Source organism: Alkalibacter mobilis (genome assembly GCF_015594845.1).
GTDB lineage: Bacteria > Bacillota > Clostridia > Eubacteriales > Alkalibacteraceae > Alkalibacter > Alkalibacter mobilis.
The window spans coordinates 26149-48693 of the sequence record NZ_JADNRK010000012.1; the positions used below are offsets into that span (position 1 = coordinate 26149).

At 38.5% G+C, this 22545-nt stretch carries 20 protein-coding genes; 17 read left to right on the plus strand and 3 right to left on the minus strand.

The features are described 5' to 3' along the window. The first annotated feature begins 49 nt into the window (after positions 1-49). The 5 genes from IWB18_RS12710 to IWB18_RS07650 all read left to right on the plus strand — a co-directional run bounded on the left by IWB18_RS12710 (position 50) and on the right by IWB18_RS07650 (position 6778). Complete coding sequence (locus IWB18_RS12710; protein ID WP_195683027.1) at positions 50-2533, plus strand: toll/interleukin-1 receptor domain-containing protein; 2484 nt, start codon at positions 50-52, stop codon at positions 2531-2533. Between the two features lie 15 nt (positions 2534-2548). Further along, positions 2549-4189 carry a hypothetical protein gene (locus IWB18_RS07635; RefSeq protein ID WP_195683028.1) on the plus strand — a complete coding sequence of 547 codons (1641 nt, stop codon included), beginning with the start codon at positions 2549-2551 and terminating at the stop codon, positions 4187-4189. Between the two features lie 81 nt (positions 4190-4270). Then, complete coding sequence (locus IWB18_RS07640; RefSeq protein ID WP_195683029.1) at positions 4271-5023, plus strand: DUF3298 and DUF4163 domain-containing protein; 753 nt, start codon at positions 4271-4273, stop codon at positions 5021-5023. Positions 5024-5091: 68 nt separating this feature from the next. Next, positions 5092-5979, plus strand: coding sequence for an ABC transporter ATP-binding protein (locus IWB18_RS07645; protein WP_332310676.1), 888 nt, complete (start codon positions 5092-5094; stop codon positions 5977-5979). A 1-nt stretch (position 5980) separates the two neighbouring features. After that, the gene (locus IWB18_RS07650) at positions 5981-6778 is read left to right on the plus strand and encodes an ABC transporter permease subunit (RefSeq protein WP_195683031.1); all 798 of its coding nucleotides are present in this window, start codon (positions 5981-5983) and stop codon (positions 6776-6778) included. 34 nt (positions 6779-6812) lie between these two features. On the opposite strand, the gene IWB18_RS07655 is transcribed toward IWB18_RS07650, so the two are convergent. After that, complete coding sequence (locus tag IWB18_RS07655; RefSeq protein WP_195683032.1) at positions 6813-7238, minus strand: zinc ribbon domain-containing protein; 426 nt, start codon at positions 7236-7238, stop codon at positions 6813-6815. A 178-nt stretch (positions 7239-7416) separates the two neighbouring features. On the opposite strand from IWB18_RS07655, the gene IWB18_RS07660 reads away from it, so the two are divergent. Next, positions 7417-8325 (plus strand): hypothetical protein, encoded by a 909-nt coding sequence (locus tag IWB18_RS07660; RefSeq protein WP_195683033.1) that lies wholly within the window; start codon positions 7417-7419, stop codon positions 8323-8325. A gap of 64 nt (positions 8326-8389) precedes the next feature. Further along, complete coding sequence (locus IWB18_RS07665) at positions 8390-8833, plus strand: DUF3795 domain-containing protein (RefSeq protein ID WP_195683034.1); 444 nt, start codon at positions 8390-8392, stop codon at positions 8831-8833. Between the two features lie 57 nt (positions 8834-8890). Here the strand turns inward: IWB18_RS07665 and IWB18_RS07670 are convergent, their stop codons facing one another. Next, positions 8891-9679 (minus strand): DUF4412 domain-containing protein, encoded by a 789-nt coding sequence (locus IWB18_RS07670; RefSeq protein ID WP_195683035.1) that lies wholly within the window; start codon positions 9677-9679, stop codon positions 8891-8893. A gap of 231 nt (positions 9680-9910) precedes the next feature. Here IWB18_RS07670 and IWB18_RS07675 point away from each other — a divergent pair, with 231 nt between their 5' ends. Both IWB18_RS07675 and IWB18_RS07680 read left to right on the plus strand, forming a co-directional pair. Next, positions 9911-12208: a PAS domain S-box protein gene (locus IWB18_RS07675; protein WP_195683036.1), complete on the plus strand. Its 2298-nt coding sequence runs from the start codon at positions 9911-9913 to the stop codon at positions 12206-12208. Positions 12209-12404: 196 nt separating this feature from the next. Next, positions 12405-12992 carry a TetR/AcrR family transcriptional regulator gene (locus IWB18_RS07680; protein WP_195683037.1) on the plus strand — a complete coding sequence of 196 codons (588 nt, stop codon included), beginning with the start codon at positions 12405-12407 and terminating at the stop codon, positions 12990-12992. An 82-nt stretch (positions 12993-13074) separates the two neighbouring features. On the opposite strand, the gene IWB18_RS07685 is transcribed toward IWB18_RS07680, so the two are convergent. Further along, positions 13075-14049, minus strand: coding sequence for a hypothetical protein (locus tag IWB18_RS07685; protein WP_195683038.1), 975 nt, complete (start codon positions 14047-14049; stop codon positions 13075-13077). A gap of 412 nt (positions 14050-14461) precedes the next feature. Here IWB18_RS07685 and IWB18_RS07690 point away from each other — a divergent pair, with 412 nt between their 5' ends. The 8 genes from IWB18_RS07690 to cuyB all read left to right on the plus strand — a co-directional run bounded on the left by IWB18_RS07690 (position 14462) and on the right by cuyB (position 22536). After that, the gene (locus IWB18_RS07690; RefSeq protein ID WP_195683039.1) at positions 14462-15151 is read left to right on the plus strand and encodes an alpha/beta hydrolase; all 690 of its coding nucleotides are present in this window, start codon (positions 14462-14464) and stop codon (positions 15149-15151) included. Next, the gene (locus IWB18_RS07695) at positions 15148-15714 is read left to right on the plus strand and encodes a hypothetical protein (protein ID WP_195683040.1); all 567 of its coding nucleotides are present in this window, start codon (positions 15148-15150) and stop codon (positions 15712-15714) included. The genes IWB18_RS07690 and IWB18_RS07695 overlap by 4 nt, the downstream gene beginning before the upstream one ends. 53 nt (positions 15715-15767) lie before the next feature. Continuing rightward, a complete protein-coding gene (locus tag IWB18_RS07700; RefSeq protein ID WP_195683041.1) occupies positions 15768-16844 on the plus strand; it encodes a cobalamin B12-binding domain-containing protein in 1077 nt (358 codons plus the stop codon). After that, entirely contained in the window at positions 16841-17863 is a 1023-nt protein-coding gene (locus tag IWB18_RS12715) for a GGDEF domain-containing protein (protein WP_195683042.1), read from the plus strand. Before IWB18_RS07700 ends, IWB18_RS12715 begins: the two co-directional genes overlap by 4 nt. A gap of 36 nt (positions 17864-17899) precedes the next feature. After that, the gene (locus IWB18_RS07710; protein ID WP_195683043.1) at positions 17900-18505 is read left to right on the plus strand and encodes a cyclodeaminase/cyclohydrolase family protein; all 606 of its coding nucleotides are present in this window, start codon (positions 17900-17902) and stop codon (positions 18503-18505) included. Between the two features lie 111 nt (positions 18506-18616). Next, on the plus strand, positions 18617-20398 hold the full coding sequence (locus IWB18_RS07715) for a DUF4153 domain-containing protein (RefSeq protein WP_195683044.1): 1782 nt from the start codon (positions 18617-18619) through the stop codon (positions 20396-20398). Positions 20399-20585: 187 nt separating this feature from the next. Beyond that, positions 20586-21803, plus strand: a complete 1218-nt coding sequence (locus IWB18_RS07720; RefSeq protein WP_195683045.1) for a transglutaminase domain-containing protein — start codon at positions 20586-20588, stop codon at positions 21801-21803. Between the two features lie 25 nt (positions 21804-21828). After that, positions 21829-22536 (plus strand): cysteate racemase, encoded by a 708-nt coding sequence (cuyB, locus tag IWB18_RS07725; protein WP_195683046.1) that lies wholly within the window; start codon positions 21829-21831, stop codon positions 22534-22536. Positions 22537-22545: the final 9 nt, after the last annotated feature.

Genomic DNA, 22545 nt, shown 5'->3' on the forward strand with positions numbered 1-22545 from the left:
TTAGGTAAGAAAAAAATTTGATGAACATATCTCTCCGGGAGGGGTCAAAGTGGAAAATCACGACAAGTACACTGCTTTCATCAGTTACAGGCACATATTGCCTGATATGGAGATTGCCAAATCGCTGCACAGGCAGATCGAAAATTACAGGATTCCCTCAAGTTTAAAGAAAACTCTGGGGATAAAAAGGATGGGAAAAGTTTTTAGGGATCAGGAAGAATTGCCAACGTCAACTGACTTGGGAGCAGATATTCGATCTGCCTTGGAGAACAGTACATGGCTTATTGTCATCTGCTCGCCTGAATTGCTGGAATCAAAATGGTGTTTAAGAGAGATCGACGCATTTATTGAGATGGGAAGAAGAGACAGGATTTTGACATTGTTGGTTTCAGGTGAACCGGAGAGAGCGTTTCCCCATCAGCTAAGATTTTTCCAAAGGGACGGACATCAAATTGAGATAGAACCCTTGGCAGCAGATGTAAGAGAATCTAATGTCAAATCAATGTTGAAAAAATTGAATACTGAAAAACTTAGGATCCTGGCACCAATGCTTGGGGTTTCATTTGACGATTTAAAGCAAAGAGCCAGGGAACAAAAATTGAAAAATCTGGCAAAAGCCGGAGTGGTCACGGCTACGATTTTAAGCGCTTTTACCTTATACGCCCTTAACCGAAACAGAATAATTGCACAGCAGAAAGACATTGCAATAAACAACCAGATAAAATTGCTGATCGAAAAGTCTGCTTTGGCTTCAAGGTCGGGAGACAATAAAGGAGGATTAGTTTATGCACTTTCTGCATACGATGCTTCGGCAGATGTGGAAGTTGACTATAACGACAAAATAAAAGAAGTTCTCGAAACCGCCTTATATGCAAATTCCGAAGATAGGGTTTCTCTGATTAAAAACAGAAATATGCACATAACAGATCTCAAGTTTTCTCCTGACTTTAGCACAATTTTAGGTATCGTAAACAAGAATGAGGCAGTTATCATTGATGGAGCAACAGGTGAAATAATACACACAGTTGTCAACAGCAAGGAGCCTTTAGGCGGTGCAACCTTCTCCAAGGATGGAGAGCTGTTTATTACGGTTTGTAATTGGGAAAATTCCGTATCGATTTGGGAAAGTAAAACCGGATCACTTAAAGCATTTTACAAATCAGATAATGATATGGCTTGGACTATGGGAGGAGCCGTTTTTTTGAATGACAATAAAAAAGTTCTTGTTAGAGAAGAGAGTAGATTGGTTCTTTGGGATCATACTACTGACACTAAAGAGATTTACCTAGAGAAGGAGTTGGAGGGCAAGACTACGGTATATTCGGATTTTATTTCGGGCAACGGGGGATTGAAAGGAATAATAAGCTGCGATTTGGATGGTTCACTTATGATTTTTAATACGGACGACTTTAAAGAATACTATTTTTCCAAAGAAGGAATTTACGCATACGAACAGATCGAAATATCACCTAAAGATAAATATGTGGCAGGTGGTGTCTTTGACAAGGTAGTCTGCTGGGATGTGGGGTCAGGAGAAATAGTACTGGAGTTCATGTTTGATAGCGGTGGGGGGATCACGGATCTGTCGTTCTCATATGATGAAAAATTGCTGGCTGTGGCTTCAGTGGAAGGGGTTTCAGTTATAGAGATCGGTACAGGTGCTATCCTGTGGACGACAGGAGAAAATTACGGGAATCAAATTTATAAAGTCGATTTTAGTCCCATGGGAAACTATGTTCTTGCAAATCATGAAAAATTGGAACTTTACGATGCGAGAGAAGGGACGCTGGTTTCAAATTTTTCAGGGATCCTGGTTTCAGACGCAATTTTTGCAGAAACTGATGACAGGGTATTGATATCTACGCTGGATGGTGTTTCTGGGGAGTTCCTGACTCCAGTTGGTGCGACAGTTCAAGAAATTGATGATTTTGATGGAGAATTATTTACCACCTCAAGGTACACAGATCCACTGCAGGATGATATTAAGTTGACCACCGAACACGTGTTGGGAGACATGTACACCATTGGCAATTCGGATTTATACTCTTCTTCTGATGGTAATTACTTGGCGTTGTCTCACGCAGATGGATTCATAGAAGTATTTGACTTGAATCAAGGAAGTAATCCAGTTTATGCAATAGCTGAACACCAGATGATGGTAAATGACATCTTGTTTTCTGAAAAAGTAATGGCTACTGGATGTGGTGATGGAAGATCCATGATATTCGATTTGGAAACCGGCAAAATCAGGAGTGTACTTAGCTTGGATCATCCCATTGAAAACATAGAATTCTCTCAGGATGGAACCAAAATGATGATGTATTGTCCTGATATAAAATCGGCATTTATATTTTCTGTGGATTCCGGAGAATATCTCTTTAAAATGGAATCTGACAATACCATGACAAAATTTGGATTTACACCGGACAACAAGAAAGCAGTGATGCTATTGGAGGATGGTACTGCCATTGTCGGATCTTTGTATACTGGTGTAAAGGAATTGATTTTAGCGGCAGAAAATTTGATCGACTGAATGGGGGAAATTGAATTGAAAATTCCTATAGTTGTTGGATTTACAGGGCACAGAGACATATACCCAGAGGATATCACAGAGCTGAAGTCGAAGGTAAGAGAAGAACTGCTGAAAATCAGGGAAAAATCTCCAAATTCAAATTTGGTAGTCTTGAACAGTCTTGCGGAAGGCGCTGATCAGTTGTGTGCCGAAGTTGCGCTTGATATGGGAATACCCGTCATTGCAGTTTTGCCAATGGATGTAGATGAATACAGAAAGGATTTCATCGCGGATTCTCTTGGCAAGTTCAACGATTTGCTCGGACAGTCTGCTGAAGTTTTTGTAACACCTGAAATTGAAACGGGAAAACAAAAAAATAGGGACTATTATTACAGACAGGCAGGCATTTATGTTTCATCGCATAGCCACATTCTTATAGCTCTATGGGATGGAAGTCCGGCGAAACCCACAGGGTGCGGTACAGCCGAAATAGTAGGATTCACGCTCAATACAAGCTATGGGAATGAGGATACCATATATAGAGCCATGAGAAACGGGGCTGTACTGCATATAAAAACTCGTAGAAGCCAGGCTGAAAAGGTTGATGGAAAGCATGAAACTAAACTATTGGAAAAAGTGCCGGGATTCTTTGAAACAAACTTAAAACGAACGGATACGTATAATAAAGATGCTATTTTGGAAGAATCGAACAAGTGCGACCTGATTTTTGAAGAAGGGATTGATTTTTCAGAGAAAAAGGTTGAAGCCACATTGAGTAAATCCTACAGTATATCAGACAAACTTTCCTTAAAATATAGAAACAAATATTTAAGGTCAATGTTTCAACTTTCCTTACTTGCGGTGATATTGGTTTTATTGTTCCTGTTTTTCGGCCAAACGGATAACGGAATATTTTTACTACTGTACGGGATGGTTCTTGTGTCAATGATAACTCTATATATGAGCATTAAAAGAAAAGGATTTCAAAGCAAATATCTGGAATATAGGGTGTTTGCGGAAACTATAAGAGTACAATATTATTTGGAAATCCTGGGAATCAATAAAAATATTTGTGATTCGTTGACCTGGCCTAATTATGACAAAAATGTCTGGATCAGAGATGGAATTGCCGCGTTGCTGATTGGAGTGAGAACAAAGTTTGGAATTTCCCCTGAAATAGTTAAAACCAACTGGATCGATAGACAAATCATATATCATAGAAATGCTCTTGAGAAAGATTCGGCTAAAGACAAGTTAAACTCGCGAATCACAAAAACCATGTTGATCATGTCAGTCGCTACATTTATACTGACAGCAATTTTGAAATTTTCAAATAGTAGAATGTTTTTAGAGGTAATCGAAGGGTCTGAAATCGCGAAAATCATTTTGCCCAACAGGGAAAACGGGGTGAAAATCAGAGATGTCATAAATCTGACTATGGGATTGGTCTCTGCAACAACGGTCTTTATGTCAAACTACTATGGGAAACTTTCCCTTCAAAGAAAAATCTCTGATCACAAGAAGATGATATATTTGTATACCATATTTCAAGACTTGTACGAAAATCACGAAATGTCAAAAGACAGGTTGTTTTTTGAACTCGCAAGGGAATCAGTCGTGGAAACAGGCGATTGGCTGACTTACTGCAGGGACCAATCACCTTCCATAAATGTTTGATATAGTAAAAAAAATAGTTGTTGGTGTAGTCATTGTGTTATTTGATATAGGATCGTAATCCTAATTTAATGGTGAATAAAAATGAAAATATTGTTCAAATTGATCACTTTAGTATTTCTTGTTGTTGGAACAGTTTCGTGCAGTGCTTTTTTTGAAGGAGAGATATCTTCTGTTAGTTATAGTTTAAAAGAAGGTTCGAAAAAAATTCTAAATGATAGCGGAGATGTATTGCTTGACTTTAAGGTTTCATATCCGATAATTGATAACGATAAAAATAAAAATACTATAGCAACTATAAACGACTATAATGAAGCTAAAGCAGAAAAATACAAAGCCTGGGTGCTTTCCGAGGGAGTCGATTTTGCCGACAGTGACTTTGAATTCTGTAGAACCAACGATATTCCTTATTTGTTTCACATATATCAGAGCGTTACCAAAATTACTTATAATGCTGATGGGTTTTTATCGATACTATGGGTATTTGATGAAAGTACGGGTGGGGCGCATCCAACCACTAAGTGGAGTTCAGAAGTTTTCGACCTAAATAGTGGAAAGGTAATGACGCTGTCAGATATTATGGGTTTAAAGGAAAAGGAAGCTCTATCCAAAATATTTTCATTGGTGGAAGAGCAAATCGAAAGCATGAAATATAAAGCTGATTTCTGGTTTTTTGATGACTATGAAGTTAGGATAGCACATGAATTTAATATTAAAGATTTCATTTTAACCGAGAACAGTCTTAGAGTTTATTATCAGCTTTATACTCTGGCGCCTTACTCTGCAGGGATACAGTGCTTTGATATTCCTTTGACAGAAACGGCGGTCAAACGATGATGAATAGCGCAAATGATTGTTGTATATAAACATATTTTTTTTGATACCAAGTGAAAGGGGGTCTTGTTGTGATAAAAGTTGACAATGTTACATTGCAATATTCAAACGGAAAAGGAATATTTGACGTAGATTTTGAAGTAAATGAGGGGCAGGTGATGGGATATTTGGGACCAAATGGATCAGGTAAGACAACAACCATTAGAGCACTTCTCGGTTTCATGAAACCCAACAAAGGGGCGTGCACGATAAACGGAATGGACTGTATAAAGGATGCTCCCGAAATTCAAAAAAATCTGGGATATATACCAGGAGAAATAGCTTTTCTAGACGGAATGAATGGAGATGAATTTTTAAAATTCATGTGCGATATGAGAGGAACAAAGGATTTGAAACTCCAAAAGCAACTTCTTGAAATGTTCGATCTAAATCCTAAAGGAAAAATAAAAAAATTTTCCAAGGGAATGAAGCAAAAGCTTGGTATAGTAACTGCATTTATGCACGATCCTGAGATATTGATTCTCGACGAGCCCACAAGTGGACTGGATCCATTGATGCAAAACAGATTTATTGAACTTATCATGGAAGAAAAAACCAGGGGAAAGACAATTTTGATGTCGAGTCACATAATAGAAGAGGTTGAAAAAACATGTGATACAGTTGCCATCATTAGAAATGGAAGAATAGTTAAACAATCTGATGTTGGATTTTTAAAATCCACCCAGAGAAAAGGCTTTATAATAAGTACGGACAATCTAGAGTCTGCAGTGCAAATCCTTAATGGAGCCGGCTTTGAAAATTTATCCGTAGTGGGAAAAAATATCGAAATATTCGTTGCAGTTGATCAGATAGATCGCCTGGTAAAGACGATTTCAAACTTTACAATAAGCGACATAACTTTTAAATCTCAATCCATGGAAGAAATCTTTATACAATTTTACAATGGGGAGGAAGAGTAGGATGAGCTTGACTTTACTGAAAACAAATTTCAAGAAAAATTGGATTTTATTCATAATTTTTGTTGGGGTCGTGTTGATGTACTTTTCTGTCATGTTGGTCATGTACGATCCGGAGGACATAGCTGCACTGGCCGGCATGTTGGAGCTATTTCCCGAGGACATAATGGAAGCAATGGGTTTTGCAAGCATAATCACCGATCTGACAAGTTATCTGGCAAGTTGGCTGTATGGAATGTTGATGCTTGGCTTGCCCATGGTTTATTGCATAATTCTTGGCAATAGGCTGGTGGCAAAAATGGTGGATAACAGCTCTTTTGCGTACTTGTTGTCCACGCCGAACTCAAGGATCAAAATTATTTTTACACAAGGGTTCTATGCCCTGGCTTCAGTAGGAGCATTATTCATGACATTCTTTAGCATGGGAGTATTTATGAGTTCCATTTTGCACCCCGGGCTTTTGGATGTGAAGGCCTTCTTTAAACTGAATGTAACCACCATGCTGGTAAATATGGTTGTCATAATGATAGCATTTTTCTTCTCGTGCTTATTCAATGACAGCAAGAGGTCTGCAGGCTTCGGAGCAGGGGTCCCGATAATCTTTTTATTGATGAATATGATAGGCGGGGCTTCACAAGATTTGAAGACTATAAAAGAACTCTCCATATACGGTCTATACGATCCTGTAAAACTTGTTGGCGGAGGAGAGATATTAAGAGTAAATCTGATATACACAGGAATTATCATTGGATTGTTCTCGGCCGCTTTGTATATATTCAACAAAAAAGGGTTGCCCCTGTAAGTAATGAAAATTAATTGAATTAAGGGGCACTCATCTAAATTTCCTTGCCACATTCCTTACAGAATTTCGAGTCTTCATCATTTAAAGCAGAACAATTCTGACACTTGATTTTGATGATTGGTTCGCTTTTGACGGATGTTTCCTCAAGAGCATCATTTAGCATACCACCTGCCATTTTACTCCAGGGACTTAAATCTTCTCTGGCTTTGTCAGGATCAAGTATTAGTCCTGAACCGGCCGCACCTCTGGCTGCGATCCTTCTTATGGCAGATCCGCCGCCCACCATGAGAACTCCTATAACAGGTTTTGCCATCATTAAACCCGGGCCGGAATCAAACATGCTCTCCGGATTCATGAAAGAGAAAAAGGTGGATATAAATAATATGAATCCAATAGTACTGACTCCAATCCCTACATAATATAAGGTTTTTCGTTCATCGGATATTTCTTTTTTTGACATTTTGACGCCTCCCTGAATAACATTTAAATATGTGAAATCGAACTAATTAGTCGATTGTATTTTCTCATATATAAACAAGTTTTTCAAGAAAAATTGAAAAGTGTAAAAATTTTGAGATGTCAGGTATAATATGAGATAATGTTGTTGGAATAATTTATACTGATGGGAGTGTTGTGGTTTGAAGATCAATAAAGCGCTTATTGCGGGAATATTGGGTGTAGTGCTGGTATTTAATACATTTTTGATAGCTAATTTGACTGACAAGGTAAGTGATTTGGAAAACAGACTGGACTACATGAATTCAGATATAAGCAGTGGAATAAGCAGGGCGGAGTCGGCTGTCTTTAATTTACAATCTGAATTGATCAGTAGGATTGAAAAAGGAGAGAGTCTGCTCTCATACTCCGATTCCAAGGTTGGATACTTGGATGGCAACATTAACATATCCATAAAAGCCGTTCCCAAGGAAATTGCAAGCGATGAAAAAGTTTTTATTGCAATCGGAGAGAATAAAAAATCGGCAACGACTCAAAACGGATCTGAATATACTGCTGATTTCATTGTTGAAATGCCCACGAAAGTAGTGCCTACGATAATTTTTGAATCGTCTGGATCCACCAGACAGGAAACCTTGCCGGAGATTGACGTAAATAGAACTCTGATACTTAATTACGAGTGCATTTGGGGGGATCCATACTGGGAAAATGAGGGTGAAGTTCAAGTCGATCAAGAAAATATGTTTACGATAATATTTTACAAGGAAAATAGACAATTCGCAGAAATAATCGATGAAATCGAAACCGTAAAATTGATCGTGATCGATCCTGTCAGTGACAGAGAGATCGGGAGCAAATTCATGGAAAAGACAGATTCCACATCTGAATATTTTCTAAAAGAATTGTCACCCTCCGCTTACAATCTTGATATGGAAGAATTCTACAAAAATCAAGGAACCTTTGAAATTTGGGTCGAGGTGACTACCGATAGCGGGTTAAGGTATAAAGACGGTGTAGCTTCGTTTCAAAGAGATACGTCTACGAGCTTTTCGGAAGGCGGACAAGGATATCTGAACCCTGTTTGGGATTGAGACCGAAAATTATAAGATCGTCAGTGTTGAACTTATTTATTGAAGTTGAAAGGTAGTGCGAGTTATGGAGGAAAAACTTATAGCTCCATGCGGAATGAATTGCAGTCTTTGCGTTAATTACCAATCCAAGAAGCTTGACTTGAAAAAGAGAGGTTACGGACGTTCGTACTGTGAGGGGTGTATTCCAAGAGGCAAAAATTGTACTCATATGGACAAACACTGCGAACTTTTGGGAAAAGGTCTGGTGAGATTTTGTATAGAATGCAAGGATTATCCATGTAAAAAATTAAAAGCTTTGGATAAAAGATACAGGACCAAATATCATATGAGCATGATCGAAAATCTTGATTTCATCCGCAAATCGGGGATTGAGATTTTTTTGAAAGATCAGAGTGAGAAGTGGAGCTGTCCTCGATGCAAAGAGCCCATTTGTTGTCATAACGGATTATGTTTGGCATGTGACTTGGACATTTTAATGAAAAACAGGCAATACAGATGGGGTGAATAAAAAAATCAAGCCTGCTTCGGCAGAAAGCAGGCTGTTATTGAAGGGAAAATGTCTAAATCACTCGTCTGAATCTTCTATCATGTCTGGAAAATTTTCAAACATATCTTCTATGTCGGTTATTTGGTATTCTGCCGGAACTTCAAACATATCGTCGGAAACATTGCCAACACTGAAATTTGTGACTTCCATAGTGTATATCTCATCTGTTTCTTCCGATATAGTCTCTATCTTCATTGGAAAACCGTAATCCTTGTGAAGCCACATTTTCATTTCATAACCGGAACTCTCATCGCTGGTCTGAACGAGATAACATGAAATTCCGTTTAGTTCCTCCGTTCCAACGTAATTTAAACTCTCGTCATCTACGTCATCGATATAATCGCCCAACTCCACTGATTCCGAATCATCTTCCAAAGGGATTTTCATGGCGATTTTGGTTTCAGGGTCTAAAGTGTAATAATGCTCTTTATTCATTATAATTATATAGGTTTTGCCTTCTACTTCGCTTTCAGTTCGGATCTTTTCGTCTTTTATCCAAAATCGAGTAGCAAATTCTTCCAAATCGAAAGCAGTGGTCTTCATTTCATAAGAGAATTCATTCAATTCTCTTCCTGCATTGAACAGGGAGATCAACCCATCTTTATCGATCTCGTCTGCATCATCAACCCCATGGTCATTTTCATCGTCGGAAGATTGGTCGGGGGATTCTGTTTGGCCTCCATTTGTATCGTCAGGGGTTGCATCGGTTTCATTGTTGGAACCACATCCGCTAAAAAGGATCGCAATCGATATAATGAGCACAAATAATATCAAAACGGTTTTTCCAGTTTCTTTTGGCAATTTCATAAAGTCATCTCCAATCAAATTATTTTAAAGTTTTGGTTTGGCGTCGATCAAACGCAACAAAGGCTTCGTAATTAATCTACCCAAAATCCTCTGTGTCAATCCTGTACCTTTGTTCATGTGGTTTGGTATTTCAATAAATTGATTCTCTGTGCCATGTTTGCTGCTGAAAAAAAAGATTATAGTGTATAATAAATTTATGCAAAGAATAATTTCAGCAGATTGAGGTGTCGTATGATAGATAGAGATGAAAGTTTAGACAGGCCGATAAAAAATCTTGCCGATGTAATTTTTCTTGTTTCAAAAGATGGAAGGATCATCGATTGCAATAAAAAAGCAACTGAGGTATATGGTTATACAAAAGAAGAATTAAAAAATATGACCGTTTATCAAATCAGGAACAGAACTACGAGAGAAAAAACCAGGGACCAGCTCGCGAAAGCTTTTACTGAGGGAATTAGATTTCAAACTTTTCACTTTAAGAAAGACGGCACTAAATTTCCCGTGGAGGTAAGATCTGAAAATAGTGGAAAGGGTTACGTGATAAGCAAAGTAAGGGATATTTCTAAAAACGACAAGTACACAGAGAATGCCTCATTGTTTTTTTCGATGATAGAAAAATTCGATGAAGCCGTGTTGGCCCTAAGTGCGGATTACGACATAGTTTACTGGAATAGAGGCGCAGAAGAAAAGTTTGGGTATAAAAGCGAAGAAATCGTGGGCAAAAACGTAAGAGTCCTTATTCCCGAAGATGAAATCATGAAGTTTGAGAACAAACTCGATTATATAAAAAAAGGGCACTTTATTGAAGGATTTGAAACCGTCAGGCTTCATAAAGAAGGACATGAAATAGAAGTATCCGTTTACGTAGCGCCTTTGTTTGATTATGACGGGATATTTTCAGGTGCCATTGGAGTGTACAAGGATGTGTCCCAAAGAAATAGACTTGTCAGGGACCTAAAGCAGTACGAACAAAAATGGAGATACGCCCTACAGGGAGGGAAACTGGGAGTTTGGGAGTGGGATGTAAAAAAAGACAGAATAATATACTCGACACCAAGCTTGGACAAGGAATCGGAACTGGATATTGAATCAAAAATGAGCATCAAGGATTTTTTTTCCAAAATCCACCCGGACTACATAGAAACTGTGAAGAATAACCTTGAAGAATCTGTTAAAACGGGCAATGACTTTTCTGCAGAATATAAATCAAAGGACAGAAACGGAAAATACATTTGGATCGAAGCCAGAGGAATCGTGACAAAAACAACAAAAAATAATGAAGCTGCAAAAATGGTTGGAATATACGAAAATATTACTGAAAGAAAAACTCTGGGCGAAAAACTCAAGGCGAGTCTGGATGAGATGGAAAAGCTTAAAGAAAATGCTGTCAGAGCCAATGAGGCAAAGTCACAGTTTTTGGCTAACATGACCCATGAATTAAGAACGCCGTTAAACGGTCTGATAGCAACTATACAAATATTGAAAATGACCGGCATGAATAATGACCAGAAAAGATATGTTGATATGATTGAAAAATCTTCAAAAAACCTATATGAAATAATCAATGACATACTGGATCTTTCGAAAATAGAGGCTGGTGTCATGAATCTGAACCTGAAACCTTTTAAGCTGAAGATAATATTGGACGAGCTTTTCAACAATCTTTACATCGCAGGTAGCGGAAAAGGACTTGAAGTCAGTTCTTATGTAGATCCCAAAATCAACTTTGAAATTCTTGGGGATGAGTTGAAGTTAAAGCAGATACTCAATAATTTGATAGGAAACGCTGTCAAGTTCACCTCAGAGGGATTCGTATCATTTAGGACTACGCTTTTTGAAAAAAAGAGCGAGACTGCAACGATTAGGTTTGAAGTTCGTGATACGGGCGAGGGCATATCCGAAGAATTCAAGTCGAGGATATTCGAAAATTTTTCTCAAAGCAATGGGGACTTAAACAAGGAACATAAGGGCACAGGTCTTGGCCTTGCGATTTCAAAGAAACTTGCAAACTTAATGGGGGGCACTCTGGATTATGTCAGCGAACAGGGGAAAGGAAGCACATTTTCTTTTACCTGTGAGTTCGAACTTGCGGAAAGTCTCAAAAAGCCAATGGAAGAATCAAAGGAAGCAAATAACAAAACTCTTATATCTCCTTATGACAGAAAAACGATCTTGTCGGTGGAAGACAATTTGATAAATCAGGAAATAATGGAGGATCTTATAACTCGAAAAGGGTATGACTATATACCTGCTTATACCGGCAGAGAAGCTTTGGAAATAATTGATGCTGAAAATATCGATCTAGTATTGATGGACGTTCAATTGCCGGGGATCAGCGGAATAGAAACCGTAAAGGAAATAAGAAGCAAAACAGGAAATAAAGGGACTTTGCCGGTAATAGCCATTACAGCATACGCATCTCATGAGAATGAGGAAGAGTGCTTTGAAGCAGGATTTAACGGTTATGTAGTAAAACCCTTCGACGTCGATGTTTTGTTTGATTTGATCCATAATACCCTTTATAAATAAAGCCCTGCGGGGCTTTTTTAAATTAAGGTTTTAAATAAAAAAAATGGGTATAAAAATATTATAAATTATTAATTGTATATTTTTTACATGGATGCTACAATTAACCTAACACTTGTTAGGTTAATTGAGAATTAAAATTTGCGGCACATAGGTCAGTGTGTCTTTTTTTATCTTAGCTGGAGGGAGACGAAGCTTTATGAGTTCAACAACCATAGAAAAAATAAAAAATGTTTCTTTCAAGTTTTTTTTAGAAAAAGGCTATGAGGCGTCGAATATAAGGGAAATTTGTAAAGTCGTCCAAATCAAGCCGGCGTCATTATATTTTCACTACGAATCTAAAAAAGCTTTGTTCTTTAACATATACGACGAGATATGGAACGAAAAGCTAACTATGTTGGCGGAAATTAGAAAACAAAGGATCAATGAAACACCGGATCAACTATGGTTTTTCTTGTACAGAGGTAGCCTGGAGTTTTGCATGAAAGACATTTCAAAGAACAAATTTCTTATGAGATACCACCTTTTTCCTCCAGAAGAGTTGATGTCCGAAATTACTAAAAGCTACCGGGAATGGACTGAGAAAGAAAACTCATACTACTTGGAAGCCATAAACAAATGCATGGAAATGGGCATTTTGAAAAAAGACAGACATCCAAAAGATCACCTTAGAGCATTCAAGGTTTTTGAGAGTTTTAATATCTATGAAATGATTCTTTCGAATATTAGAAAAACCGATACGGAAATAAAAGAAGCCTGGGAAGAATTTTTGTCAAAACTAATGTAAACGTACAAGCAGGATGATAAAGAAATATAAAAGCGTCGAATCTCAGTACTAACAGAGATTCGACGCTTGGATTTTTATGATGTTATTTTGTTTTAACGGCAGTTTCTCCGCTGATAGTGCTTTCTTTCTCATTTACAAAGGTAGCCATGATTTCTTCGCTTGCAAAGTAAAGGTTTCCTTCGATTTTAGCATCTGTCAGTTTGAAGTTTTCAGTTTCCACGTAAACATCACCTACAAATGTACCGCCCTGAATTTTGGCGTTAGGACTCTTGATTGTCAATGAAGGAGCGGTCAAAGTATATCTTGCTGTTACATTGTGGTCAGCATCTTGTGAATAAAGAGCGATCTTTCTGTACAAGTCTTGTGCAGCATCGTCCTTGTTGTGGAACTCGCCTTCAAGCACCAATTCTTCTTTAGTGCTGATATTGTTAAGTGCACAAATGATCCATGTTCCGTCAGCGCTGATTGCATCGATGAAAGCTGTGTCGTCGATCAACAATGAAGCTGTAGTAGCTACATCTACACCGTCAACAACAACTTTACCTGTTACTTTTCCGCCGTTTTGAACTGCAAAAGTGTTTGCAAGTTCAACAGATGCGAAGTAAACGTCACCGTCGATAGTTGCGTCTGTAACTGTAAAACCTTCTGATTCTACATATACATCACCAACGAAAGTTCCACCTTGGATTTTGGTGTTAGGGCTTTTAACAGTAAGCTTTGGAGCAGTCAAAGTATATCTTTCGGTTACTTTGTGATCTGCGTCTTGAGCGTAAAGTGCAAGTTTTCTGTAAAGGTTTGAAGTAGCATCGTCCTTGTTGTAGAAATCGCCTTCGATAACAAGTTCGTTTTCTGTTGTAACGTCATTTAAAGTACATACGATCCACTTACCTTCAGTTCCGATAGAAGCTTCCAATACAGCAGCGTCTTCAACCAAAGAAGCAGCAGTAACGGAATCGTTTCCACCATCTGTGTTGCCGTCTCCATTGTCAGATGATCCGCATCCGGCAAATAGAACAAGTGATAAAGCCAATAGTACGATTAAAGATTTGAATTTCATTTTGTTCCCCCTATGTTTTTGTTAGTTTAATATTTAACTACTTTCGTATTATATAGCGAATATTTAAAATTGACAATAAAAATATCGAAAAAATTTCATTATTTGGTTAAAATATATATAAAATATTGATAAAAGAAAAAAATAACACAAGATTAAAGGTTGTAAAAATCTGGCAATTGTCCATGCGCCGGGGGGATAATCCGTTTTGTTTATGATATAATATTCGCGAAAGCGGATTAGGCCGCAGAAAATAGGCTTTTTCCATGCTCGGATGAGAAAAAGTAGTATTTTCTATGGCTGAGCGCCCGCGAACGACGATGCTGTGGGCATCGGAGGTCTGATTCGCTTCGTGGATGATTGTATATAAAAAAACCGGATAAAATTTATTACGGAGAAGTGAGGAGAGTCGTTTTTGCAGTCACAGAAAAGGGATGTTAAATTCTTTGTACTCCACGGTTTTGGTGGGGGCACATACGAGGTTGAACCCTTGGTGGAACGATTGAGGAAATCCGGATACGAGGTCTTTGCCCCGATCCTTAAAGGGCATCAGGGCAGTTCAAGTAAAATGGCAAAGACTACTTACAGGGAGTGGATCGAATCTGCTGAAATACATCTGGCGCAATTTACCGATAATAGTGAAAATGTAATTTTTATTGGATTTTCCATGGGAGGCTTGATTGGGTTCAATCTCAGCCAGGATAAAAAATTTAAGGCGATAGTAACTATAAACACACCAATATTTTTTTGGAATATTCCCCAGGTATTCAGAAACCTTATGGAAGATATAAAAAATATGAGGACAGAAAATATAAGAAGATATATCAGAGCAAAGAAAAACTCGCCCATAAGATCAATGATCCAGTTTCTGATAATGCTCGGAAAAACAAAATCAAAGCTTGATGATGTGCACAGTCCGATCTTGGTCGTGCAGGCTTTGGATGATGATACAGTAAGATTGAAGAGTGCCGAGTATATTTTAAACAATGTTTCATCTGAGGATAAACAGGCATTTTATGTAGATCGTGGCGGGCATCTTGTTTTGTTGAGTCCGAAAGGCGACAGGGTAATAGAAAAAATTTTGAATTGGGAGGCGTTGAGTTGACGAGAGAGGGGTTTAAAAAGCTGTTTTGGGGATTTTTGTTTATTTTAATGGATTTTAGGATCCAAGGTATCGATATTTTACCAGACGTGATCGGGTATCTATTTTTTGCAGGTGCTATCAAGAGTCTTGCGCAAAACAGTGAACTTTTTAATAGCGCTGTGAAACTGAATACCGCTATGATCTTTATTTCGATCGTTTACGTTTATGAAAAACCAAACACACAAAGCGGGGTTCACATATCTCAGGGGCCGTTTGGCACGTTGGGGACGGTAATAGGAATAGTAGGATTTTTTGTATCTTTGTTTCTAGTGCATAAAATTTTTATGGGGATCAAGGAAATGGGAAATAAACACGGTGACTTCAATATTGCATCTGAAGCGGGAAAAAGATGGACCCAGTATGTTTTTCTGCAATTTGCAGTCGTGTTCCTAATATTGTTTTTGTTGATTCCACCGCTGGCGATCCTATATCTGATTGGCCTTGTAATATTCAATTTGATATATATTTTTCTAGTTCTGGGTTTCATGAAAAGGTGTGAGATCGCCTTTTCCCATTTAGATTGAGGGGTAATGCCTTTGTAACAAATGACGTTGAATATCAAATTAGGAGTGATTTTATGAGTCTGCTTCAAATAAATGATTATAAATTGAACAAATTGGCCCAGGTTATATTTGATCGGCAGATGGAAAAAGATCCTAAGCTGGAAACTCAGTTTGACGAGAGAAGAAAACGATCCATGTATAACGACATATTGTATAACTTGAGCTACTTGAATGTGGCTATGGAGTTCAATGACGAAAAACTGTTTACAAACTACGCAGTATGGCTTTATAACCTTTTGTGTCCTCTGATGAAAGATTTGGGGGATGAGAGGGTAAAGAAATTCATGATATCTCACTACATGGTGCTTAAAGAAGTTTTAAGCGAGACGATGGATCATTTTGATGCCAGAAAAGCGGGTCATCACCTGGATAATGCCATTAAGGTCACAGAGAATGAGTATTTGTACAAAACGGTGTCAGACAGATTTCAAAAGGGAAAACATTTGGAACTTAGAAAAAAATACCTGAAACACTTGCTTGACAATGAGACAAAGGAAGCAGTCGAGCTGTTGGGCCATGCATACAAGTCAGGATTGCCTTTGGAAGAAATATACCAGGATATAGTTCAAGAAACCATGTATGAGGTTGGGAATCTTTGGCATAAAAACCTGATAACTATAGGTCGGGAACATTATTGCACATCCACCTCCCAAATGGCGTTATCGCAGTTTTATCCGATGATTTTTGGTAAGGAACGCAAGAATCGGTCAGTTTTAGTATGTGCAGTGGGAAGCGAACTTCACGAGATGGGCGCAAGGATGGTTTCCGATTTATTTGAATACCACGGTTGGGACAGCATTTATTTGGGAGCTGCAGTGCCTGAGGATGCAGTCTTGAAAGCGGTGGGAGAGTCTAAACCAAGCTTGGTTGCCCTGTCTGTCACCATGCCGCAACATTTGACGTTGTGTTATGAGATCGTTCAAGGGATCAAAAAAGAATTTCCAAGAATCAAAATAGCTGTGGGTGGTAGGGCTTTCCAAACCACGGACAATTTATGGCAGAAATGGGGAGTTGACATTTATGCCGACACCGCACATGAGTTTGTGAAATTGGCCGAGAAATTTACTGTAGTGGAGAGTGATGGTGTGTGACGAGTTTTTTGATAGTTGTAGACAACATGGGGATCATTAGGGAAATCAAGTGGAGTGACCCTGTTTATTTGATACCTAACATAAATGAATCATTCTTCGACCTGTTTTCCAAATTGGACAAGGAACTTCTTTCATTGATGGCAGACAAGTGCAGAAAAAACAAGATCATATCTGAGGACGTCACCTTTAAGCTGCGGCATGAAGGAACTAAGTTGAGACTTTGCATTGTTCCCTTGGAAGAAAGAATGCTGATTTTTGGAATGGAGAACAATGGGGAGGAAAAAAAATCAAATCCGCACGATTTTAGAAAGATAATAAAAAAGATGATGAGCGTTATCAAAGATTCCATGGAGCAGGAAGTAGCCATGGACGTGGAGGCAGTCCAGACCCAGTTTGAAAAAATTCAAATGCTCAATAACGAACTCATCAACGCCAGGAGACAGCTTGAAAAAGCAAATTCAAAGCTTTATGTCTTGAATGAAGAGTTGAACAACAGACTTGTAAAGGATACATTGACAGGCTTGGTCAGCAGGTACCAATACACCTCCGAAATGAAGTGGGCGATCGGCAAATTTCCCGGGAAGGTGGGAGTTTATACCTTCATAGATATAGATGATTTTAAAAGCGTAAACGATACCTACGGACATGCGGCAGGGGATGCGTATCTGATAGAATTTGCCCGAAGATTGAAAGATTTAAAACTGAAAAACACCATAAAAATAAGGGTTTCCGGAGATGAGTTTGGAATATTCACTTACGGATTGGAATACTCGGACGAAACAGTTGCAGAAGAAATATGGAATGCTTTGCATGAAGCGCTGATGAGTGAGCCAATAATCATAAACGATGTGCAAATGCCTTTGGCAGTGAGTGCAGGAATGTCAACCTATGGAGTGGATACGGATAATATTTTTGAACTGGTGGATTATGCCGATTATGCCATGTATACTGCAAAAAGAAGGGGAAAGAACAATTATGCTGTATTTGACATGAAAAAATATCTGGAAAGCAAATCATGAGAACAGGAATTTTGGTAAATCAAAGGAGGTTGGAAAGTGTATAATATCAAAGATTTGACGGTGGGAGAATTTTTGGAAAAGTTGTCACAAACGGAATTTCCGGGCCCCGCAAGCGGAAGCGCCTCTGCAGCTTCGGCAGCAATGGCGGCGGCTCTTTTTGAGATGTCTTGGAAAGCAAGCATCAACAAAAATGATATTTTAGGATCCAAAAGCAATTTAATTGATGAAATGGCAATAATAAGAGAAAAATTGATATCCTTGGCAACGGAGGATATGGAGGCGTATGGAAAATTCATCAAAGGAGTCAGGGTGAAAAAAACTGACCCAGCATCCTACGAAAAAGCCCTTATAGAGGGAACGGAGCCATTGGTGGGAATTTTTCGAAATGCTTTGCTGATATTGGATATCGTCAATAACACTGTGCAAGACAGCTTTGTAAAAGTTTTGGGGGACTTGGCCGGGTCCAGCATTTTGGCACACGGAGCAATCATGGCCGCTGAAAAAGGAGCGAGAATAAATCTGAAAATGATAAAGAATTCTGATTACTCAACTAGAACTGAAAAAGAACTTTCTGAAGGAATTGAGAAAGCCGCCAAAGTCATGAAAGAAATAACGGACAAGATCGAAGGTTGCAAAAATTAGAAATAAATTTACTTTATGGATAATTATTGAAAAATGATCTTGCGTAAAAGAATATTGACAAGGGTATCAATTGTATACGGGATCCAAATCTGAAGTGTTGGAGTGATAAAGATGAAACTTATTGACAAATTCAAGCGAAGCATAAAAGGTTTGACCGAGGCTGTCGGGAGATACCCTTTAACAGTGATATTTCTTGTTGCAGGAGCTGTAATAAATGCCATGGCCATCGAGAATACTACGGCTACAAGATTGGAGTATAATAAGCTCTTTGTTACTTTTATAGTCGGAGCAGTCTTGGCAACTGTGGCTCAAGTGGCATATGAGAAATTTTTTAAGAACAATACCCAAAGACTCGCTTTGGGAGCATTGGCAGTTGTATTAGACATCGGTTATTATTTGATAATAAGACAAGCACCTGAAATTGGTATCGAAATAGCAGTCAGGACCACTGCAATAGTCGCTGCATTACTGATAGGGTTCATATGGATACCGTCAATGAAAAATCAATTTGAGTTCACCAAGTCATTTATGGGAAGTTTCAAGTCATTTTTCATATCGGTATTTTTCTCAGGAGTCCTGTTTGCGGGTATAGCATTGATACTGGGAGCAACAGATGTATTGTTGTTTGAAATTGACGAAATGCTCTATGCACATTCGGCTAACATCGTCTTTACTCTATTTGCTCCGATATATTTTTTGTCGCTGATTCCCAATTACAACAAGGCTGATCAGGAGACCATCGAGCGGACGGTGGGATGTCCCAGATTTCTTGAGATCCTGATATCGTACATAGTCATCCCTTTGGTTTCCATATTCACGGTAATACTGGTTCTTTACATAGGGTTGAACATTCGAGGAGAGTTCTGGACGGAGAATTTGATAGAACCAATGTTGGTCTCGTATTCCATTGTAGTCATAGTGGTCTTGTTCCTGTCGGCTAATATGGACAATAAATTTGCAGCCACTTTCAGACAGATATTTCCAAAGGTACTGCTTCCACTGGTGGCATTTCAGATACTGGCTTCCACGCTGAAAATCGGGGATGAAGGCCTTACACACAGTAGGTATTACGTGATCATGTACGGGGTTTTTGCAGCTGCGGCGGGAGTGGTGTTCAGTTTTATGAAAAGCCAAAAGGCCGGGATAATTGCGGCTGTATTCGTAGCACTTTCCATAATCTCCGTTGTACCACCTGTGGATGCCTTTGGGGTAAGCAAAAGAAATCAAATAGGAATATTGGAAGAAGTTCTAGAAAAAAATGATATGCTTGTAGATGATAAAATCGTACCAAATGCAAGTATACCTGATGAAGACAAGAAGATCATAATAAATACATCGGCTTATATTTGGAGAATGGATTACTTCAAGGATGTTGCTTGGTTGGGTGAAGGGTTTGACTATTACGGAAAGTTCGAGAAGACCTTCGGATTCCCCATGAATGAATTTTATGACGGTGATAAATACTATGCGAATTTTTTCAGGGAGTCCCTGACGGGAATCGATGTGAGCGGATATGATTTCATTGGCTCCATGCACTACTACGGATTTGACAATAATAACAAAGAGCTGTACCAAATGTCCATTGCAGGTAAAACATACACCTGGGGATGGAAAACAGAAAACGACACAGATAGCATTTATTTTGAAGATGCTGACGGCAATGAACTGATGGTATACGACTTTGATGAGGTTATTACTCGTTTTGACACGATGTTTAAAGATGACAGAGGAGAATATCCGTTAACTGACGAAGAATCGATCTTTACTGAAGAAAATGAAGAAATCAGATTGAAGTTGGTAATACAGTATTACGAAATTTATCCACGCGGAGACAATGAAGAAGAATCAAATATCCACAGTGAATTCTTTATCCTGGTAGATATTGTAGACTGAATTTTCCAAAACCTCATTTCAGAAATGAAATGAGGTTTTTTTAATTCGCGAAAACTTTTTGTGTTTCAGCGCGGTATTTATTATATGATTATAAATAATGACAAATGTTACAAAAATAATATTGAATATATTCTTAAAGTCCTGCAAAATATAAATGTATGTATTATAAGAAATCAGGTGAACTTATATGAAACTGTTTAAAAGGAAAAGAAAAGCAATTAAAAATATCATTATGTTTCTTGCATTTTTATTATTGGTATCTTCCGCATATGTAGTAAGCGGCAATTACTTGAGAAAAACCATAGCAAAGGAAGTCGTCGTCGAAGTAGGATCTGAAGAAGGTCTTACATCGAACAATTTCGATCCAAGCGGTAAATTTTCATTCGTCACAGATATTTCCAGTATCCCTTTGGACAAACCTGGTGAATATCGCATTAAATTGAGAAAAGACATTTTCTTTGCTACAGCCGATTTATATGTCATAGACACTACAGCCCCGGAAGGTTCAGCACAAGACTTGAAAATTTGGCTTACAGAAAAAGTGGAGATACAGGACTTTATAACTGAATGCAAGGATGAGACCACGGTAGAATACAGCTATGAAAAAGCTCCGAATTTTGATAATGTCGGCGAACAGGACTTGGTGATACTTCTGACGGATAGTGGCGGCAATCAAGCAAAACTCAATTGCAAACTTACTATAACCGAAGACAATGAAGCACCGTTGATAAAAGGTGTGAAAGAAGAGATTTTTGTATATCAGGGAGACACTATCACGTATAGAAAAGACGTTTCGGTTTCTGATAATCGAGATGAAGACATCGAACTGAAAATCGACAGTACGGCGGTAAATGTGCAAAAGATTGGGAAGTACAAGGCAGTATACAGCGCAGTGGATCGTGCTGGCAATGAATCCAGAAAGACTGTAATGGTAAATGTTATAGAAAAGAAAATAAGCGAAGATAAAATTTCCGAAATGGCCGGGAAGATACTTGACAGGATATTGAAAGATGGTATGAGTGAAAGAGAAAAGGCCGAGACCATATATTATTGGATCAGAAACAATACGAGATACTTTGGACAACCGGCAACAGGTGATTGGCTCAGTGCGGCGTACGAAGGATTTACTAAATTTCGAGGTGATTGTTACGTCTACTATGGGATGTCCAGGGCACTTTTGACTGAAGCGGGGATGGAAAACATTGAAATAGTGAGAACCGATGGGGGGCATTACTGGAATATGGTGAATTTCGGCGAAGGTTGGTACCATTTTGACACAACTCCAAGATCCACCGGGGGAACATTCTGTTTACTAACAGATGCTCAATTAAAAGCATACTCGGACAAATTTGACGGCAGCCACCTTTATGATACGAGCTTATACCCTGAAACACCGAAGGAATAGAAGATTTGCTTACTGGGAGGTACATATGAAAAAATTGGGGATCATAGGTGGTCTGGGGCCTTTGGCAACTGCCTATTTTATGGAAAGATTAGTCAGTTTCACTCAAGCTGATTTCGACCAGGAACATATAAATTCAATAGTATTCAACTGTCCTGAGATCCCCGACAGAACGGGTTATCTTTTAGGAAGAACCTGTGAAAGTCCTGTAGTGCCCATAGTAAAGATCGCCAAAATTCTGGAGAGTTTAAAAGCGGATCTTATAGCGATCCCCTGCATAACGGTACATGGTTTTTTTGAAGAAATTTCCCGGGAAATAAGAATTCCCATAATTAACATGCTTGTGGAGACTGCCGATTATTTGAAGAAAAATCAAATCAAAGCTGTCGGTTTGCTTGCAACAGACGGCACTGTGTACGCAGGTTTCTTTCAAAAAATACTGGAGGACGCAGGGATCCAGGTGCTTCTCCCAACGCCAGAGGATCAAGAAATGATAATGAATATAATTTACAAACAAATCAAGTCTGGCAAACCGGTAGATTCAGATAAATTCATTCAAATAAGCAAAGAGATGACAAATTCCGGTGCTCAAAGGATCATACTCGGATGCACGGAATTGTCCCTACTCAGAAATAGATGCGCGTCGGGAAAAGAATTTGTAGACCCGTTGGAATTACTTGCTATCAAAGCCATTGAGCTTTCGGGAGGAAGACTTAAAGACTTATCCATATATTAGGAGGAATCG

Excerpts from the sequence above, each read along its gene's own strand:
- cuyB (WP_195683046.1), top strand. The coding sequence starts at position 21,829 with ATGAAAAAATTGGGGATCATAGGTGGTCTGGGGCCTTTGGCAACTGCC.
- IWB18_RS07715 (WP_195683044.1), top strand. The coding sequence starts at position 18,617 with ATGAAACTTATTGACAAATTCAAGCGAAGCATAAAAGGTTTGACCGAG.
- IWB18_RS07670 (WP_195683035.1), bottom strand. The coding sequence starts at position 9,679 with ATGAAATTGCCAAAAGAAACTGGAAAAACCGTTTTGATATTATTTGTG.
- IWB18_RS07640 (WP_195683029.1), top strand. The coding sequence starts at position 4,271 with ATGAAAATATTGTTCAAATTGATCACTTTAGTATTTCTTGTTGTTGGA.
- IWB18_RS07680 (WP_195683037.1), top strand. The coding sequence starts at position 12,405 with ATGAGTTCAACAACCATAGAAAAAATAAAAAATGTTTCTTTCAAGTTT.
- IWB18_RS07685 (WP_195683038.1), bottom strand. The coding sequence starts at position 14,049 with ATGAAATTCAAATCTTTAATCGTACTATTGGCTTTATCACTTGTTCTA.
- IWB18_RS07700 (WP_195683041.1), top strand. The coding sequence starts at position 15,768 with ATGAGTCTGCTTCAAATAAATGATTATAAATTGAACAAATTGGCCCAG.
- IWB18_RS07720 (WP_195683045.1), top strand. The coding sequence starts at position 20,586 with ATGAAACTGTTTAAAAGGAAAAGAAAAGCAATTAAAAATATCATTATG.
- IWB18_RS07655 (WP_195683032.1), bottom strand. The coding sequence starts at position 7,238 with ATGTCAAAAAAAGAAATATCCGATGAACGAAAAACCTTATATTATGTA.
- IWB18_RS07650 (WP_195683031.1), top strand. The coding sequence starts at position 5,981 with ATGAGCTTGACTTTACTGAAAACAAATTTCAAGAAAAATTGGATTTTA.
- IWB18_RS07665 (WP_195683034.1), top strand. The coding sequence starts at position 8,390 with ATGGAGGAAAAACTTATAGCTCCATGCGGAATGAATTGCAGTCTTTGC.
- IWB18_RS07675 (WP_195683036.1), top strand. The coding sequence starts at position 9,911 with ATGATAGATAGAGATGAAAGTTTAGACAGGCCGATAAAAAATCTTGCC.